A 14,807-nucleotide genomic window follows, 5' to 3' on the forward strand; every position below is an offset into this window, starting at 1 on the left:
GTGATCCCTTAAGCATTAATCTGCTTTTTATGAGGTTTCATTTGTTGCCGCTTTCGCGGCTTGCCGTAGTGAGTTCAGCGATACGAACCTGTGCGCAACCGGCGCCTGGCCCGTAAGGGAACCTTTATAAGCGTGGTCAGTACCGCGCTTATAGAGGCTTCCGTAAACTGCCGGGAACCTAAGTTCCCGGACAGTGACTTCAGTGTGTTACGCCCCGCGTTGCAGCAGCATCGACTTAATATGGCCGATAGCGCGCGTCGGGTTTAGTCCTTTCGGGCACACGCTCACACAGTTCATGATGCTGTGACAGCGGAATACACTGAAAGCATCGTTCAGATTGTCCAGACGCGCATCAGTTTCGGTATCGCGGCTGTCGATCAGGAAACGGTAAGCGGCTAACAAACCTGCCGGACCGATGAACTTATCCGGGTTCCACCAGAACGATGGGCACGAGGTCGAGCAGCAAGCGCACAGAATACACTCGTACAATCCATCCAGGTGCTCACGGTCTGCCGGGGTCTGCAGATGCTCGCGTGCTGGCGGATTTTCCCCATTATTCAACAGGAAAGGCTTAATCTTCTCATACTGCGTATAGAATTGTCCCATATCAACTACGAGGTCGCGGATCACCGGCAAACCAGGCAGTGGACGTATAACAATTTTCTTGGTGCCATTACCCAGCGCGGAGATTGGCGTGATGCAGGCCAAGCCGTTTTTGCCGTTCATGTTGAGGCCGTCAGAACCGCATACACCTTCACGGCATGAGCGACGGAAGGCCAACGTTGGGTCCTTCTCTTTCAGACGAATCAACGCGTCCAGCAACATCATGTCACGACCGTCTTCTGACTCCAGCGTGTATTCCTGCATACGCGGTTTGTCATCGACTTCCGGGTTGTAACGATAGATAGAAAATTCGAGTCTCATGATGATCTCCGCAATTAGTAGGTACGCGCTTTCGGCGGGAAGGCCGCACGCAGTTTCGGTTGCATGTTCACCTCACGGCGCGTCATGCTTTCCGTTTGCGGAACATAGAGGCTGTGACACAGCCAGTTTGCATCATCACGTTCCGGGTAGTCGAAGCGGCTGTGTGCGCCACGGCTTTCGGTACGGAAGTTTGCGGCGACCGCCGTGGCGTACGCGGTTTCCATCAGGTTATCCAGCTCAAGGCACTCGATACGCTGGGTGTTGAAATCTGGCGAACGGTCATCAAGACGCGCTGACTTCAGGCGTTCACGAATCACTTTCAGCTCTTCCAGACCTTCACGCATCGCATCACCTTCGCGGAATACCGAGAAGTTGTTCTGCATGCAACGCTGCAGCGCTTTACGGATTTCAACCGGGTCTTCACCCGTGGTGTTGTTTTCCCAGCGGTTGAAGCGCGCCATGGCGGCATCGATGTTTTCCTGCGTAGCTTCGCGCAGTTCACCCTGCTCTTCCAGGCACTCCAGCAGGTGCACACCCGCCGCACGGCCAAATACCACCAGGTCCAGCAGCGAGTTACCACCGAGACGGTTAGCACCGTGTACTGATACGCAAGCAATTTCGCCTACTGCGAACAGGCCCGGAATCACTTCGTCTTCGCCCTGCTCATTCACGCGCAGCGCTTGACCGGTCACTTTGGTCGGCACGCCGCCCATCATGTAGTGGCAGGTTGGGATAACCGGAATCGGTTCTTTAATCGGATCGACGTGCGCAAAGGTACGCGACAGCTCAAGGATACCCGGCAGACGCGATTCCAAAACTTCTGCGCCCAGATGGTCGAGTTTCAGCTTGATGTGCGGGCCCCACGGACCATCGCAACCACGGCCTTCACGAATTTCCACCATCATGGAGCGCGCGACCACGTCACGACCCGCCAGGTCTTTGGCGTTTGGCGCATAACGTTCCATGAAACGTTCGCCGTGTTTGTTCAGCAGGTAGCCACCTTCACCACGGCAACCTTCGGTAACCAGCACACCCGCACCAGCGATACCGGTTGGGTGGAACTGCCACATTTCCATATCCTGCACCGGCACACCGGCACGCAGTGCCATACCTACGCCGTCACCGGTGTTGATATGGGCGTTAGTGGTGGACTGGTAAATACGGCCTGCACCGCCCGTTGCCAGAATGGTCGCTTTCGCTTTGAAATACACGGTTTCACCGGTTTCCATGCAGATAGCGGTACAGCCGACAATCGCACCGTCTTCGTTTTTCACCAGATCCAGCGCATACCATTCTGAGAAGATGGTGGTTTTGTTTTTCAGGTTCTGCTGATACAGGGTATGCAGCAGTGCGTGGCCAGTACGGTCGGCTGCCGCAGCGGTACGCGCCGCCTGCTCACCACCGAAATTCTTCGACTGACCACCAAACGGACGCTGATACACGCGGCCGTCATCAAGGCGAGAGAAAGGCAGACCCATGTGTTCCAGTTCCAGAATCGCTTCCGGACCGACGTGACACATGTATTCGATCGCGTCCTGGTCACCGATATAGTCGGAACCTTTAACGGTATCGTACATGTGCCATTCCCAGTTATCTTCATGGGTGTTACCCAGCGCAACGGTAATACCGCCCTGCGCCGATACGGTATGAGAACGGGTTGGGAAAACTTTGGATAACAGGGCACAAGTCTGGCCCGATTGGGAGATTTGCAGAGCCGCGCGCATTCCCGCGCCACCCGCGCCGATCACCACGGCATCAAATTCTCTGACTGGCAAACTCATTTACACACCCCACACAACAACGATTCCATAAATGGCATACGACAACAGCGCGACCACAATCACAAACTGCAGCAGCAAGCGGGTTGCCACTGGTTTAACGTAGTCGGTCAGGACCTGCCACATGCCAATCCAGCCGTGGATCAGAATCGAGAACAGCGTCAGTATCGTAAACACTTTAGTGAAGGCAGAGGCGAAGAAGCCGTGCCAGGCGTCATACGTCAGGGTGCCGGTCATCACCACAAAACCGAGAAGGTAGATGATGTAGAGCGTCATTAAGATTGCAGCAGCACGCAGTAACAGCCAGTCATGAATACCGTTGCGTCCTAATGCAGAAGCATTGCTTACCATACGAGGACTCCAGCCAAAATTGAGAGCACGACAGTGATACCAAAAGCCGCCTGCGCGGAACGGGTTCCCACCTGCAGGGTTTCTTCCATAAAGCCAAAATCAGCCAGCATGTGACGAATGCCGCCCACGACGTGATACGCCAGCGCAGTCAGGATGCCCCACATAATGAATTTGGCGAAGAAGCTATCCATGATGGATGCCGCTTGCTGGAAGCCTTCAGGAGAAGAGAGAGAGAGACCCAGTAACCAGAGCAGTATTCCGAGAGCGACAAAGGTGATCACGCCGGAGACGCGGTGGAGAATGGACGATATTGCAGTAACGGGAAACCGGATCGTCGAGAGATCCAAGTTAACAGGTCTTTGTTTTTTCACGGTTTTGCCCACACAGCTCTTTTTTATTTTGCTTCCTCCGGACCTGAGTCGCATCAGAGCACAGCGCGTGTTCAGACTGCAACCGCCACCAAAAAAGCAACATCCAGTGTTAAGTGAAGCGAAAAAAACGCTGGGTGGCTCCTGGTGTCAGGGTATTCCGGAGACCTGGCGGCAGTATAGGAGGATCACATTCTGATTACAATTCCCCTACAATCTCTTTGGTCACATTTAGGCTGAACAGTGATCCGACTCACGAATTTCACAATTCATACATTTTTAATTATCTGATTTGACAAAAGATCAACATTTCAGTTACAAACAAACGCATTAAAGCCCTATGATGCACAAAAGTTATGGGGATACACTTTCCCCTAAGCTCAAGTTATGTAACATTGCCTTTACGAGCAACACAAAGCATCAGGTTATTGGTTACCAAGAAGTTATGTCGTGACAGGATCTTTAACATCCGCGCTGTTCAGCATGTCATGCCCGAACGCCACCGACTGGCCCTAATACATCTCCCTGTAACCCTGCACGACAAACGTTACCGCAGAGTGATACTGTGAAGATTGTGGTTTTATACAACATGAAGGCTATTCTGGTGTCTAAGATCCTTACCTACTAAGGCGCTATGGAGACGAAAAATGACAGATAAAAAAGTGACGCTAACCCTACAAGATAATGCTTCCGTTGAACTGGATGTGATGCAAGGTACGCTGGGACAAGACGTTGTTGATGTCCGTACACTTGGCAATCATGGCCTGTTCACTTTCGATCCCGGTTTCACCTCTACTGCGTCATGCGAATCTAAAATCACTTTTATTGATGGTGATGAAGGCATTCTGTTACATCGCGGCTTCCCGATTTCCGAACTGGCAACCCACTCCAACTACCTCGAAGTGTGTTACATCCTGCTGAATGGCGAAGCCCCGACCCAAGCCCAGTTTGAAGAGTTCCGCACCACCGTTACCCGCCACACCATGATCCACGAGCAAATCACCCGACTGTTCCATGGCTTCCGCCGCGATTCGCATCCGATGGCGGTCATGTGTGGTGTCACTGGCGCTCTGGCGGCGTTCTATCACGACTCCTTAGACGTCAACATTGAACGTCACCGTGAAATCGCTGCCTTCCGCCTGCTGTCCAAAATGCCGACCATGGCAGCGATGTGCTACAAATATTCGATTGGCCAGCCGTTCGTTTACCCACGTAACGACCTGTCCTACGCAGGCAACTTCCTGCATATGATGTTCGCTACTCCGTGCGAAGAGTATAAAGTGAACCCGGTGCTGGAACGCGCCATGGACCGTATTCTGATTCTGCATGCCGACCATGAGCAGAACGCCTCTACCTCAACCGTGCGTACCGCCGGTTCTTCTGGTGCAAACCCATTTGCCTGTATCGCTGCGGGTATCGCTTCGCTGTGGGGACCGGCACACGGTGGCGCCAACGAAGCTACCCTGCGTATGTTGGAAGAGATCAGCACCGTTGAGCACATCCCGGAATTCGTACGTCGCGCGAAAGACAAAAACGATTCGTTCCGCCTGATGGGCTTCGGTCACCGTGTTTACAAAAACTATGACCCGCGCGCCACCGTGATGCGTGAAACCTGTCACGAAGTGCTGAATGAGCTGGGTATGAAAGATGACCTGCTGGAAGTGGCGATGGAACTGGAGCACATTGCGCTGAACGACCCGTACTTCATCGAGCGTAAACTCTATCCAAACGTCGATTTCTACTCTGGCATTATTCTGAAAGCGATGGGTATTCCTTCGTCTATGTTTACCGTGATCTTCGCGATGGCGCGTACCGTGGGTTGGATTGCACACTGGAAAGAGATGCACGACGAAGGCATGAAGATTGCGCGTCCGCGTCAGCTTTACACCGGTTACACCGAGCGTCCATTTACTTCGGCGCTGAAAAAGTAATCCACAGCTAAATGAGTGTGAAAGAAAGGCTGCCATTTCATTGAGATGGCAGCTTTTTTATTGATCGTATTTTGTTTCACACACCCTTGCGCGTCAAAACTGACATCCCGGGCACCAGTAAAATGGTCGCGACGATAGCGTACCCTTCTCAATCAGCGTGCCGCAGCGCCGACATGTCTTGCCCTGGCGATGAAACACCTCAAAGCGAAACGCCGCATCGGCATGGTATTTCTTCATACTGCCGCGCATCTGATACGACAAACGGGGCACCGCCAGCATCGCCTCACTTAATGCCTTGAGCTGTACCTCAGTGAGATCCTGCGCCCGATGCGACGCCAGCAATCCGGCATGCCATAAAATCTCCACGCGCAAATAATTACCCAATCCCGCCAGAAAGGCCTGATCGAGTAACAGTCCGCTGAACTGACGGCGACGAAAACGCGGCGATAGTAACCGCTCTCGCACCGCTTCCACCGATAATGCGGCATCCAGTACATCGGGACCAACACGCTGTAAAAAAGGGTGTGCGCCAAGGGTATCCGCATTGAGCAGTTCGATATCCGATGCGCTGTACAGCAGGATGGTCTGTTCGGCGTTTGACAGCCGCACGCGCAACTGCCGCGAAGTGTTGGGTTCAGTACCGGTCGATACAACCCGCCATACCCCATACAGTTGGTTATGGCTGTAAAGGATTAAGCCATTGGAGAAGTGCGTTAGCAGCGCTTTGCCACGTGTTTCAAAAGCCGTAATGGTTTCACCCATTAATGCCGGTTCATAGGTTTTCAGCTCAGGAAAGGCAAACCACACATCAGTGAGTGGCTTGCCTTCCATCGCCGCTGCCAGTTGATCCGCCGCACGGCGGATCTCCGGTCCTTCAGGCATAACTTCTCCTGTTAATTAATGCGTCGCTCCACCGACCACGCGGATGTCATTTTCAGTGCTCAACATCACCTGCAACGAGGTTTCCAGCGCCAGGATCACGCTGGCCGTCGCCATACTGGCGACGCCGGGATGATTCACCGCCTGCTCCGGCATATAGGGGATATGAATAAAGCCACCGCGTGCCTGGCTGTTGGTGGTCTTCAGCCAGTGCAGCAGGCTGTACATCACGTTGTTACAGGTGAAGGTTCCTGCGGTTTGGGATACCGAGGCCGGCACACCAACCTCACGCAGGGCTGCGACCATCGCCTTGATCGGTAATGTAGAGAAATAGGCTGCAGGGCCATCCGCAACGATCGGTTGATCAATGGGCTGCTGATTATCGTTGTCGGGAATACGCGCATCATCCACGTTAATCGCCACACGTTCGACGGTGATATCAACACGCCCACCAGCCTGTCCCACGCACAATACGCGGTCAGGTTGGATCTCATCCAGCGCTTGCGTTAGCACCTTTCCGCAGGTGGCAAACACCACGGGTAGCTGGCGCACCACAATTCGGGCTCCGGCAATCACTTTACCGTCAAAACTGCGCACCGCTTCCCATGAAGGGTTAATGGTTTCGCCACCGAACGGCTCAAACGCCGTCATCAATACCGTTTTCATTGCGACCTCACAAGAACATCAGGAAGTAGAGCAGGAATACGTTTACCACCAACAGTAGCACACCGGTTGGCACCTGAGCCTTGATCACCCCGTTTCGATCCGGCAACTCCAGTAACCGCGCGGGTACGATGTTGAAGTTCGCCGCCATCGGCGTCATCAAGGTGCCGCAATAGCCAGAGAACATGCCAATTGCCGCCATGACCGCCGGATTGCCGCCGTGTTGCAGCACCAGAATAGGAATCCCAATGCCAGCCGTCACTATCGGGAAGGCAGCAAACGCATTACCCATCACCATGGTCAGCAGTGCCATGCCAATCGCATAGACCGCGACCGCAATCAGACGATTGTCCACTGCCAGATACTGTTCAGTCAGATGTGAAATCGCGGTGCCGACGCCCGCGCTGGTGAACAACAGACCGAGCGTGGCAAGGATTTGCGGCAGAATAAATGCCCAACCCACCGCATCCAGCAGTCGGCGGGTTTCCTGCATCGACTGCAGCGGTTTTTCATGGGTGATTTGCAGCGCGATGATCCAGCCCAGCACGCAGCCGACCATCATCGAGAACAGGGTCACCAGCGTTGAATGATTACCCGGGCCAAACACGGCATCTTGCAAGCCAGGGATGTTGTTAAACGCCAGCACGCCGATCACGGTGACCACCGGAATCGCCAGCGCGGGCAAAAACAGCTTATTGCGCAAACGCTGCGCACTTTCACGCTTCTGCTGATCGCTGCGCTGATGATAGCTGCCGAGACGCACGCCACCAAAACCAGCTATCAACGCCATCAGCACCACGGCAACGCCCACGCCAATGTGCAGCATGCGTTTACCGGCGACAGCATCGCCCGCCCACTGCCCCATCAGTTGATAGGCACCCTCACCAATCAGGAACATCAGGCCATACAGCGCCCAGAATAAACCGGTCGTAAAGCGTCTTGGGTTAGCCGCATCGCGCCAGGAGAGAACGGCGACCACCAGCAGGATCACCCCTGCCAGCCACATCAGATATTGTTGCTGAAACATTATTTCCCGCCTTTGGCGTGCAACGCCTGCTGATTGATAGCACCCAATTCACGCGCCAGTTGGCGGTCAAGGCGCACCAGTCGCGCCGAATGGATCAGGAAGGCGCAGAGTGCGGTGGGAATACCCCACAAGGCGATATGCAGCGGCTCGGTGCTGATGCCTGCCGACTCCTGCATAAAGTTGTGCATGAAGATAATCGCACCAAAGGCGACAAAGATATCTTCACCAAAGAACAGGCCAACGTTATCGGTAGCCGCCGACATGGCGCGCAAGCGATGGCGCACTTCATCGGGCACTTCACCATAGCGGTTTTCCGTGGCGCCTTCCGCCATCGGAGCCAGCAGAGGACGCACCATCTGCGGATGGCCACCAAGGCTGGTTAAACCCAGTGCGGCGGTGATTTCACGCACGAACAGATAGACGATCAGTAAACGGCCCGCCGTCGCGGTTTTGATCTGCGCGATCCAGCTTTGTGCGCGTTCCTTCAAACCGTGGCGCTCCAGCAAACCGATCACGGCCAGCGGCAGCAGCAAAATCAGCGGCAGGTTGCGGGTATTCAGGAAGCCGGAACCGAGTTTCTCCAGAATATCGGCCAGCGGCAGATGCGCAGCCAGGCCGGTAACAAAACCGGCAACAATCACTACCAGCACCGGGTTAAAGCGCAACACAAACCCCAGTACGATGGTGGCAATGCCGAGTAACGGCCAGAGATTGACCACGTTATCCATTTATTTCCCCTTCATCTGAAAATAAAAAGCCCGACAGCGTGCCGGGCGAGTTGTTATTTTTTAAGCACTGGTGACAGCAATTTGATGGGTAGCAAACGCAGCACGCAACGTGCGCGCAAATTGCAGCGCATGTGCACCATCACCATGCAAGCAGACGGTCTCGGCATTCACTTTCACCCACTCCCCGCTGATACTCTGCACCTGACGCTGCTGCACCATGGTGAGCGTTTGTGCCAGCGCCTGCTCGGCGACTTCAATCATCGCCCCCGGCTGGCTACGCGGCACCAGCGCACCTGTTGCCTGATAGCCACGATCGGCAAACACCTCTTCTCGCGTGCGCAGACCATAATGCGCAGCCGCTTTGATCGAAGCACTACCTGCCAAACCGACCAGTATCAATGCGGGATCCACCGCCTTCACCGCGCGGGCAATGGCGTCGGCGAGCGTGGCATCCGCTGCCGCCTGGTTGTAAAGCATGCCGTGCGGCTTCACATGCACTAAACGCTCACCTTCACTTTCGGCGATGCTCTTTAATGCACCGATCTGATAGATCATCTGCGCATACACCGTTTCCGGCGGCAGCTGCATTGCGGTGCGACCAAAGTTCTCGCGATCCGGAAAGCTGGGGTGGGCGCCGATCGCCACACCTGAGGCTTTGGCCCAGCGCACCGATTGCAGCATGGTTTGCGCATCACCGGCGTGCAATCCACAGGCGATATTGGCTGAACTCACCAGCGTCAGCAGCTCCTGATCGCTGGCGCTGCCTTCACCGAGGTCAGCATTAAGATCAATCTTCATGTGCAAGCCCCCAGGCTATTTGGTCAAAGGAGCGCTGTTGATGCTGCTTCGCCAGCAGCGCTTCTTCCAGAGTGCAATGGATAAAGTGAATCGGTTCGCCGAGTCGAATCTGCGCCAGTTGATACAGGTCAGCTTCGATAACACAGGCGATACGCGGATAACCGCCGGTGGTTTGCGCATCGGCCATCAGCACAATCGGTTGACCATTAGGCGGCACCTGCACCACGCCGGGGACTAACCCGTGCGACAACAAATCACGCGTGGCTTTACGCTGCAGTTGACGGCCCTGCATGCGATAACCCATACGATTACTCTGCGGACTCAGCTTCCACGGGCTGCGCCAGAAACCTTCCTGCGCTTCGCGCGTGAACTCGTTATACTCCGGGCCCGGTAAGGCGCGAATACGGTTGCCCCACAGCAGTTGACGTACGCCCGCTTTGCCCTTGAACGTTCGTGAGGGTTTGCCCAACGGTAGCTGATCGCCATCCTGCAACTTACGGCCCTGGAAACCACCAAAAGCAGCTTTGAGATCGGTACTGTGCGAGCCGAGCATCTCATCAATGGCGAAACCACCATTGACTGCCAGATAGCTACGCATACCGCGCACCGGCATCGCCAGCGACAACACCTGACCTTTTTTCACCGGTAAGCGCCAGCCAGTCCACACCGGTTTGCCATCCAGATCGGCATTACAGCCCGCCCCAGTGAGTGCAAACCAACCGTCACGTTTAAATTCGGCTTTGAACTGGCCAAGCACAATTTCGAGTACCGCACTCTCCTCCGGATTGCCCACCAGCATATTGGCGGTACGCATCGAAGGTTGATCCAGCGCTCCGCTGACGCTGATGCCATATTGCCGCCAGCCGTTGCGGCCCTGATCCTGAATCGAGGTCATTAATCCGGCGCGTAGAATGTTTAACATACGCCCTCCTGTTGCGGCACAAAGCGCACGCTGTCACCCGGCCGCAGCAGTGTCGGCGGATGCTGTAACGGATCGAAAAGGCTGACCGGGGTATGACCGATCAGTTGCCAGCCGCCTGGTGCTGCCAGGGGATAAATGCCGGTCTGACTGCCACCGATGCCTACCGAGCCGCTGGGCACGATGACACGCGGTTCAGCACGGCGCGGCGTGTGCAAACGCTCATCTAACCCGCCCAGATAGGGAAAACCCGGCTGGAAGCCGATAAAATAGACCACGTAATCAACACTGCTGTGCAGTTCGACGACCTGTTTTGGCGACAGGCTGGCACCCTCGGCCACCACCTGCAGATCGGGGCCACCCGCGCCCCCGTACACCACCGGAATCTCTACCCGACGTGATTCAGGAATCTGTTCCTCACTCTCTTCCCACCAGCGCTGTAGACGCTCAATGGCATCCAGCGCATTCAATTGCGGATCGCGCAGTAGCAACGTCAGGTTATTCATTCCCGGAATCGCTTCCTGAACCTGGTCATTGTGCTGCAGGCGTTGGCACAGTCCCCAGATGCGCTGCTGGCTGGCGAGTGAAACGGGCGGTTCCAGCTCCAGCACGACGGCTCGCTCACCCAGTAGATAACAACGTGCTCGTTGCAAAACCCACCTCCCGGTCATGATTAACGCGGACAAAAAATGTCCACAAATCGCTTTGCTTATAATGAAAGTCAATAAGTTATGCGAAAGTGACAGAGATGTGTCAACAGATTTGCGTCCTTAACGTGGGTTAAGGACGCGAAGAGGAGAAATCAGGCAGGATTGTCGATATCAATAAAGGTCACGTCGAGGCCGTAGCTTTGCGCCAGCCATTCGCCCAGCGCCTTGATACCGGCACGCTCGGTAGCATGATGTCCGGCGGCGAAAAAGTGCAGGCCTTGTTCGCGTGCGCTGTGAATGGTTTGCTCTGAGACTTCACCGGTGATGAAGGCATCCACGCCAAAAGCGGCCGCGCTATCAATAAAGCCCTGTCCACCGCCACTGCACCAGGCGACACGTTTGATCAGTGCCGGGGCGTTATCACCACAGTGCAACGGTTTACGGCCTAAACGTTCGGCGATCTTCGCGGCCAGCGCTTCGCCGCTCAACGGTTCAGCCAGCTCGCCCCATGGCACTAACGGCTGAATTTCCCCTTTCACGTCAATATCAAACAATTTTGCCAGCTGTGCATTGTTGCCGAGTTGCGGATGGGCATCGAGCGGCAGGTGCCAGCCATACAGGTTGATATCATTGACCAGCAACGTGCGCAGGCGCTGGCGTTTCATTCCTTTAATCAGCGGCGATTCGCTCTTCCAGAAATAGCCGTGATGGACCAGAATAGCATCGGCATTACGCTTTACCGCTTCATCTAATAGCGCCTGACACGCGGTGACGCCCGTAATGACGGTTTTCACTTCCGCACGGCCCTCCACCTGCAAACCATTGGGCGCATAGTCGCTGAAGGCGCTGGTGTTCAGCTGCTGATTAACGATATGTTCTAACTCAACATGATTCATTTAGTACGGCTCCCTGATCGCCTCAGGCCGCGCTGCGCGCGCGCTCAAAGGCGTCTAATGTCTTTTTACGTGCGTCCTTATGTTCCACGATTGGCGCGGGATAATCGAGTTTCTTGTTGTTTTTCTTCGCCCACACCTGCGGCTGATGAATGTCACTCTCCGGCACATCTTTCAACTCTGGTAGCCACTGGCGGATAAATTCGCCTTTTCCGTCAAAGCGTTCCCCCTGAGTCGTAGGATTGAATATGCGAAAGTACGGTGCCGCGTCGGTGCCCGTTGAGGCCGCCCACTGCCAGCCACCGTTGTTGGCCGCCAGATCGCCATCAATCAGTTGTTGCATGAAGTAGCGCTCCCCCTCATGCCAGTCGATCAGCAGGTCTTTTACCAAAAAGCTGGCAACAATCATGCGCAGGCGATTGTGCATCCAGCCCAGCGTGTTGAGTTGACGCATTGCCGCATCGACAATGGGATATCCCGTTTTGCCCTGCTGCCAGGCCGTGAGATGTGCATCGTTTTTTTGCCACTGTACGTTATGCGTCCACTCCACAAACGGCTGGTGCTTACACAACGCCGGAAATGCCACCATCAGATGGCGATAAAACTCGCGCCAGATGAGTTCATTGAGCCAGGTAAAGGCTTTGCCTTCGTTCAACGCATCAGGATGCTCTTTCAATATACGATGTAAGCACTGGCGCGGAGACAGTACTCCTATGGCCAAATAGGGCGAGAGGCGGCTGGTGCCATCTAATGCCGGTAAATCACGCACGTCGGGATAGTGCTGCACGGATTGTTTGCCGAAATGGCGCAACTGCTTTAACGCGGCCTCTTCCCCAGCCGGAAACAGCGATGTATCGAACACTTCCAGTGGATAATCAAATGCTGGGATTTTCTGACCCGCACTGACCGGCGCATCCTGGCGCGCTTTCGGTGCATGATGGCACTCCGGTAATCCCTGATGCAGCCGACGGACAAAGGCGCGGCTGAACGGTGTGAAGACTTTAAACATGGTGTGATTGCCGGTCTGCACGCTGCCAGGAGGCAATAACAGGCTATCATCAAAGCCCTGACAAATTACGCCCTGGGCATCGAGACGCTTTTCGGCGGCCGCATCACGTTCGCGCTCGTTAATTTCATACTGATAGTTGTAATACAACTCATCCACCTGATGCTGGTCGCAAAACGCACTCAGGTAATCCACTGAAGCAGCAAAGTCATCGCACTGATGGTAATGCAACGGAATACCGCGCTCGGCCAGTGAATCTTGCAACGAACACAGATTCTGATGAATAAATGCCGCCTGCCTCGGTGCCATATGGTGTTGCTGCCACTGTTTGGGCGTGGAAATAAATAGCGCCAGCACCCTCGCATGGCTGTCGCGGCAGGCAGCAGCCAGCGCAGTGTTATCATTGATGCGCAGATCGTTACGCAACCAGACTAAGTGGGTGGTCATAATGCTCCGGGATTATTGTCCGTAGCGCAGACGCAGCGCTTCCGGGTAAGGATCAAAGTAACGTTGCTGCGCCAGCCACGGATGCGGATATTCCGCCATGTAGTGTTTCAGCATGGTGATAGGAACCAACAGCGGCTGGACGCCAGTGCGATAACGATCGATGAGCTGCGCCAGTTCCTGGCGCTGCGGTGACGATAACTGCGGGCGGAAGTAGCCCTGTACATGCATCAGCACATTGGTGTGATTACGGCGCGAAGCCTGATGGGACATCAAATGCATCAGGCGAATTCGGTATTCAAAGGCGTAATCATCCAGCGAATCCCACTGCTCCATTGCCGCCACAAAACGTCCCATCTCGCGATACTCATCCTGAGCGTGCGACAGCAGCAGCAACTTGTATCGACTGTGGAAGGCGATCAGCTTGTGGCGGGTTAAACCGCTGCGCCACATCTCATTGAACTCATGCAACGCATACACGCGCCCCATAAAGTTTTCGCGAATGGCGTCATCGTGTAAGCGGCCATCTTCCTCCAGCGGCAGCCAGGGCATTTCCTGCTGCAGGAATGAAGTGAAAACACCGGTGCCGGCTTTGCGATTATCATTGGTATCAGGTTGATAGACGCGCACGCGCTCCAGGCCACAGCTGGGTGATTTTGCACAGAGAATGTAGCCGCACAGATGATGCAGTGATTTCACCCGTTCGGCTGACCACCGCTGCATCTCATCCGTGACCTCCTGACCGCCATCTTTACTGAAACAAAGATGAATTTGCTCGTCCGACTCTTTGACCAGGCGCAGAGCCGGGCGGGGCGTAGGCAAGCCAATCGCCATTTCCGGGCAAACCGGTTCAAAGCGGATAAAGGGTGTCAGTTCTTCGGTTGCAAAAGCGAAACGCTTGTGGCCACCGTCAAAACGGACCTTATCCCCGAGCAGGCAAGCGCTGATACCGACAGGAATTTTTTCGCTCATACTTGTACAACCTCCAAATTCTTGTAGAGGTTTAAGTGTAGCTGAAACGGCAAGGGATAACAGCGGGTAAGCGGGGAATACAGACAAAGTTGAGAATAAAAAACCCGGCGCTTGATTTAAGCTGCCGGGTTCTTAATGAATCGTGAAAACACTTACCAGTGGATGCTGCCTACTGCTTCGGTCTGCGCCAGCCAGACGGGTTTGGTGCTGGTCTTACACCAGACGCGGTGCAGATAGCTGTAGAAACGCGCACGATCCTGGCGGAACAGCATGACAGGTAAGGCAAGTATGCCGACCAATACCGCCAGAAAACGGCGCAACACGATTTTATAAAGTGGATAAGCCTGATACATGATTGCCTCCTGGGGTAAATTTTGCGTTGAAATGTGATCTGCCTCAGATATTACGCTTGGTTGTGTAATTTTACTACTCATCCGACCACTAATTTTGGTCTTTTTTTGTGCTTTTCGGCGCTG

16 protein-coding genes are annotated in these 14,807 nt (G+C 54.6%); 1 reads left to right on the plus strand and 15 read right to left on the minus strand.

Translation table 11 applies throughout. The features are described 5' to 3' along the window. Positions 1-207 precede the first annotated feature (207 nt). Genes ACCW76_RS19730 through sdhC form a run of 4 tightly spaced genes read right to left on the minus strand, consistent with a single transcriptional unit; the run spans position 208 to position 3,436 of the window. Positions 208-924, minus strand: coding sequence for a succinate dehydrogenase iron-sulfur subunit (locus ACCW76_RS19730; protein ID WP_166933041.1), 717 nt, complete (start codon positions 922-924; stop codon positions 208-210). Between the two features lie 14 nt (positions 925-938). Further along, positions 939-2,705, minus strand: coding sequence for a succinate dehydrogenase flavoprotein subunit (gene sdhA / locus ACCW76_RS19735; protein WP_034829148.1), 1,767 nt, complete (start codon positions 2,703-2,705; stop codon positions 939-941). Next, a complete protein-coding gene (gene sdhD / locus ACCW76_RS19740; protein WP_034829147.1) occupies positions 2,706-3,053 on the minus strand; it encodes a succinate dehydrogenase membrane anchor subunit in 348 nt (115 codons plus the stop codon). Beyond that, positions 3,047-3,436 (minus strand): succinate dehydrogenase cytochrome b556 subunit, encoded by a 390-nt coding sequence (sdhC, locus tag ACCW76_RS19745; protein ID WP_034829146.1) that lies wholly within the window; start codon positions 3,434-3,436, stop codon positions 3,047-3,049. Before sdhC ends, sdhD begins: the two co-directional genes overlap by 7 nt. Before the next feature lie 632 nt (positions 3,437-4,068). Here sdhC and ACCW76_RS19750 point away from each other — a divergent pair. Then, complete coding sequence (locus ACCW76_RS19750) at positions 4,069-5,352, plus strand: citrate synthase (protein WP_038648210.1); 1,284 nt, start codon at positions 4,069-4,071, stop codon at positions 5,350-5,352. 93 nt (positions 5,353-5,445) lie between these two features. Here the strand turns inward: ACCW76_RS19750 and nei are convergent, their stop codons facing one another. The 11 genes from nei to ACCW76_RS19805 form a co-directional block, all read right to left on the minus strand. Continuing rightward, positions 5,446-6,234 carry an endonuclease VIII gene (nei, locus tag ACCW76_RS19755; RefSeq protein WP_436339874.1) on the minus strand — a complete coding sequence of 263 codons (789 nt, stop codon included), beginning with the start codon at positions 6,232-6,234 and terminating at the stop codon, positions 5,446-5,448. 15 nt (positions 6,235-6,249) lie between these two features. After that, positions 6,250-6,897 carry a pyroglutamyl-peptidase I gene (gene pcp / locus ACCW76_RS19760; RefSeq protein WP_038648216.1) on the minus strand — a complete coding sequence of 216 codons (648 nt, stop codon included), beginning with the start codon at positions 6,895-6,897 and terminating at the stop codon, positions 6,250-6,252. A 7-nt stretch (positions 6,898-6,904) separates the two neighbouring features. Next, positions 6,905-7,921, minus strand: a complete 1,017-nt coding sequence (locus tag ACCW76_RS19765) for a DUF979 domain-containing protein (RefSeq protein ID WP_045833520.1) — start codon at positions 7,919-7,921, stop codon at positions 6,905-6,907. Beyond that, positions 7,921-8,649: a DUF969 domain-containing protein gene (locus ACCW76_RS19770; protein ID WP_038648224.1), complete on the minus strand. Its 729-nt coding sequence runs from the start codon at positions 8,647-8,649 to the stop codon at positions 7,921-7,923. Before ACCW76_RS19770 ends, ACCW76_RS19765 begins: the two co-directional genes overlap by 1 nt. A 60-nt stretch (positions 8,650-8,709) precedes the next feature. Next, a complete protein-coding gene (pxpA, locus tag ACCW76_RS19775) occupies positions 8,710-9,447 on the minus strand; it encodes a 5-oxoprolinase subunit PxpA (RefSeq protein WP_436339875.1) in 738 nt (245 codons plus the stop codon). Then, a complete protein-coding gene (pxpC, locus tag ACCW76_RS19780; RefSeq protein ID WP_436339876.1) occupies positions 9,437-10,369 on the minus strand; it encodes a 5-oxoprolinase subunit PxpC in 933 nt (310 codons plus the stop codon). The genes pxpA and pxpC overlap by 11 nt, the downstream gene beginning before the upstream one ends. Next, positions 10,363-11,019 carry a 5-oxoprolinase subunit PxpB gene (gene pxpB, locus ACCW76_RS19785; RefSeq protein ID WP_045833517.1) on the minus strand — a complete coding sequence of 219 codons (657 nt, stop codon included), beginning with the start codon at positions 11,017-11,019 and terminating at the stop codon, positions 10,363-10,365. The genes pxpC and pxpB overlap by 7 nt, the downstream gene beginning before the upstream one ends. A gap of 149 nt (positions 11,020-11,168) precedes the next feature. After that, positions 11,169-11,912 carry a type 2 GTP cyclohydrolase I gene (locus ACCW76_RS19790; protein WP_045816500.1) on the minus strand — a complete coding sequence of 248 codons (744 nt, stop codon included), beginning with the start codon at positions 11,910-11,912 and terminating at the stop codon, positions 11,169-11,171. 22 nt (positions 11,913-11,934) lie between these two features. Beyond that, on the minus strand, positions 11,935-13,362 hold the full coding sequence (gene phrB / locus ACCW76_RS19795) for a deoxyribodipyrimidine photo-lyase (RefSeq protein ID WP_436339878.1): 1,428 nt from the start codon (positions 13,360-13,362) through the stop codon (positions 11,935-11,937). A gap of 12 nt (positions 13,363-13,374) precedes the next feature. Continuing rightward, complete coding sequence (locus ACCW76_RS19800; protein ID WP_038648241.1) at positions 13,375-14,331, minus strand: YbgA family protein; 957 nt, start codon at positions 14,329-14,331, stop codon at positions 13,375-13,377. Between the two features lie 152 nt (positions 14,332-14,483). Next, complete coding sequence (locus ACCW76_RS19805) at positions 14,484-14,684, minus strand: YbfA family protein (protein ID WP_038648244.1); 201 nt, start codon at positions 14,682-14,684, stop codon at positions 14,484-14,486. Positions 14,685-14,807: the final 123 nt, after the last annotated feature.

It is taken from the genome of Pantoea sp. C8B4, from assembly GCF_051336905.1.
Taxonomy (GTDB): domain Bacteria; phylum Pseudomonadota; class Gammaproteobacteria; order Enterobacterales; family Enterobacteriaceae; genus Pantoea; species Pantoea rwandensis_B.

Excerpts from the sequence above, each read along its gene's own strand:
- pcp (WP_038648216.1), bottom strand. The coding sequence starts at position 6,897 with ATGAAAACGGTATTGATGACGGCGTTTGAGCCGTTCGGTGGCGAAACC.
- ACCW76_RS19800 (WP_038648241.1), bottom strand. The coding sequence starts at position 14,331 with ATGAGCGAAAAAATTCCTGTCGGTATCAGCGCTTGCCTGCTCGGGGAT.
- ACCW76_RS19790 (WP_045816500.1), bottom strand. The coding sequence starts at position 11,912 with ATGAATCATGTTGAGTTAGAACATATCGTTAATCAGCAGCTGAACACC.
- sdhD (WP_034829147.1), bottom strand. The coding sequence starts at position 3,053 with ATGGTAAGCAATGCTTCTGCATTAGGACGCAACGGTATTCATGACTGG.
- pxpA (WP_436339875.1), bottom strand. The coding sequence starts at position 9,447 with ATGAAGATTGATCTTAATGCTGACCTCGGTGAAGGCAGCGCCAGCGAT.
- sdhA (WP_034829148.1), bottom strand. The coding sequence starts at position 2,705 with ATGAGTTTGCCAGTCAGAGAATTTGATGCCGTGGTGATCGGCGCGGGT.
- ACCW76_RS19750 (WP_038648210.1), top strand. The coding sequence starts at position 4,069 with ATGACAGATAAAAAAGTGACGCTAACCCTACAAGATAATGCTTCCGTT.
- phrB (WP_436339878.1), bottom strand. The coding sequence starts at position 13,362 with ATGACCACCCACTTAGTCTGGTTGCGTAACGATCTGCGCATCAATGAT.
- ACCW76_RS19770 (WP_038648224.1), bottom strand. The coding sequence starts at position 8,649 with ATGGATAACGTGGTCAATCTCTGGCCGTTACTCGGCATTGCCACCATC.
- ACCW76_RS19765 (WP_045833520.1), bottom strand. The coding sequence starts at position 7,921 with ATGTTTCAGCAACAATATCTGATGTGGCTGGCAGGGGTGATCCTGCTG.
- nei (WP_436339874.1), bottom strand. The coding sequence starts at position 6,234 with ATGCCTGAAGGACCGGAGATCCGCCGTGCGGCGGATCAACTGGCAGCG.
- pxpC (WP_436339876.1), bottom strand. The coding sequence starts at position 10,369 with ATGTTAAACATTCTACGCGCCGGATTAATGACCTCGATTCAGGATCAG.
- ACCW76_RS19730 (WP_166933041.1), bottom strand. The coding sequence starts at position 924 with ATGAGACTCGAATTTTCTATCTATCGTTACAACCCGGAAGTCGATGAC.
- ACCW76_RS19805 (WP_038648244.1), bottom strand. The coding sequence starts at position 14,684 with ATGTATCAGGCTTATCCACTTTATAAAATCGTGTTGCGCCGTTTTCTG.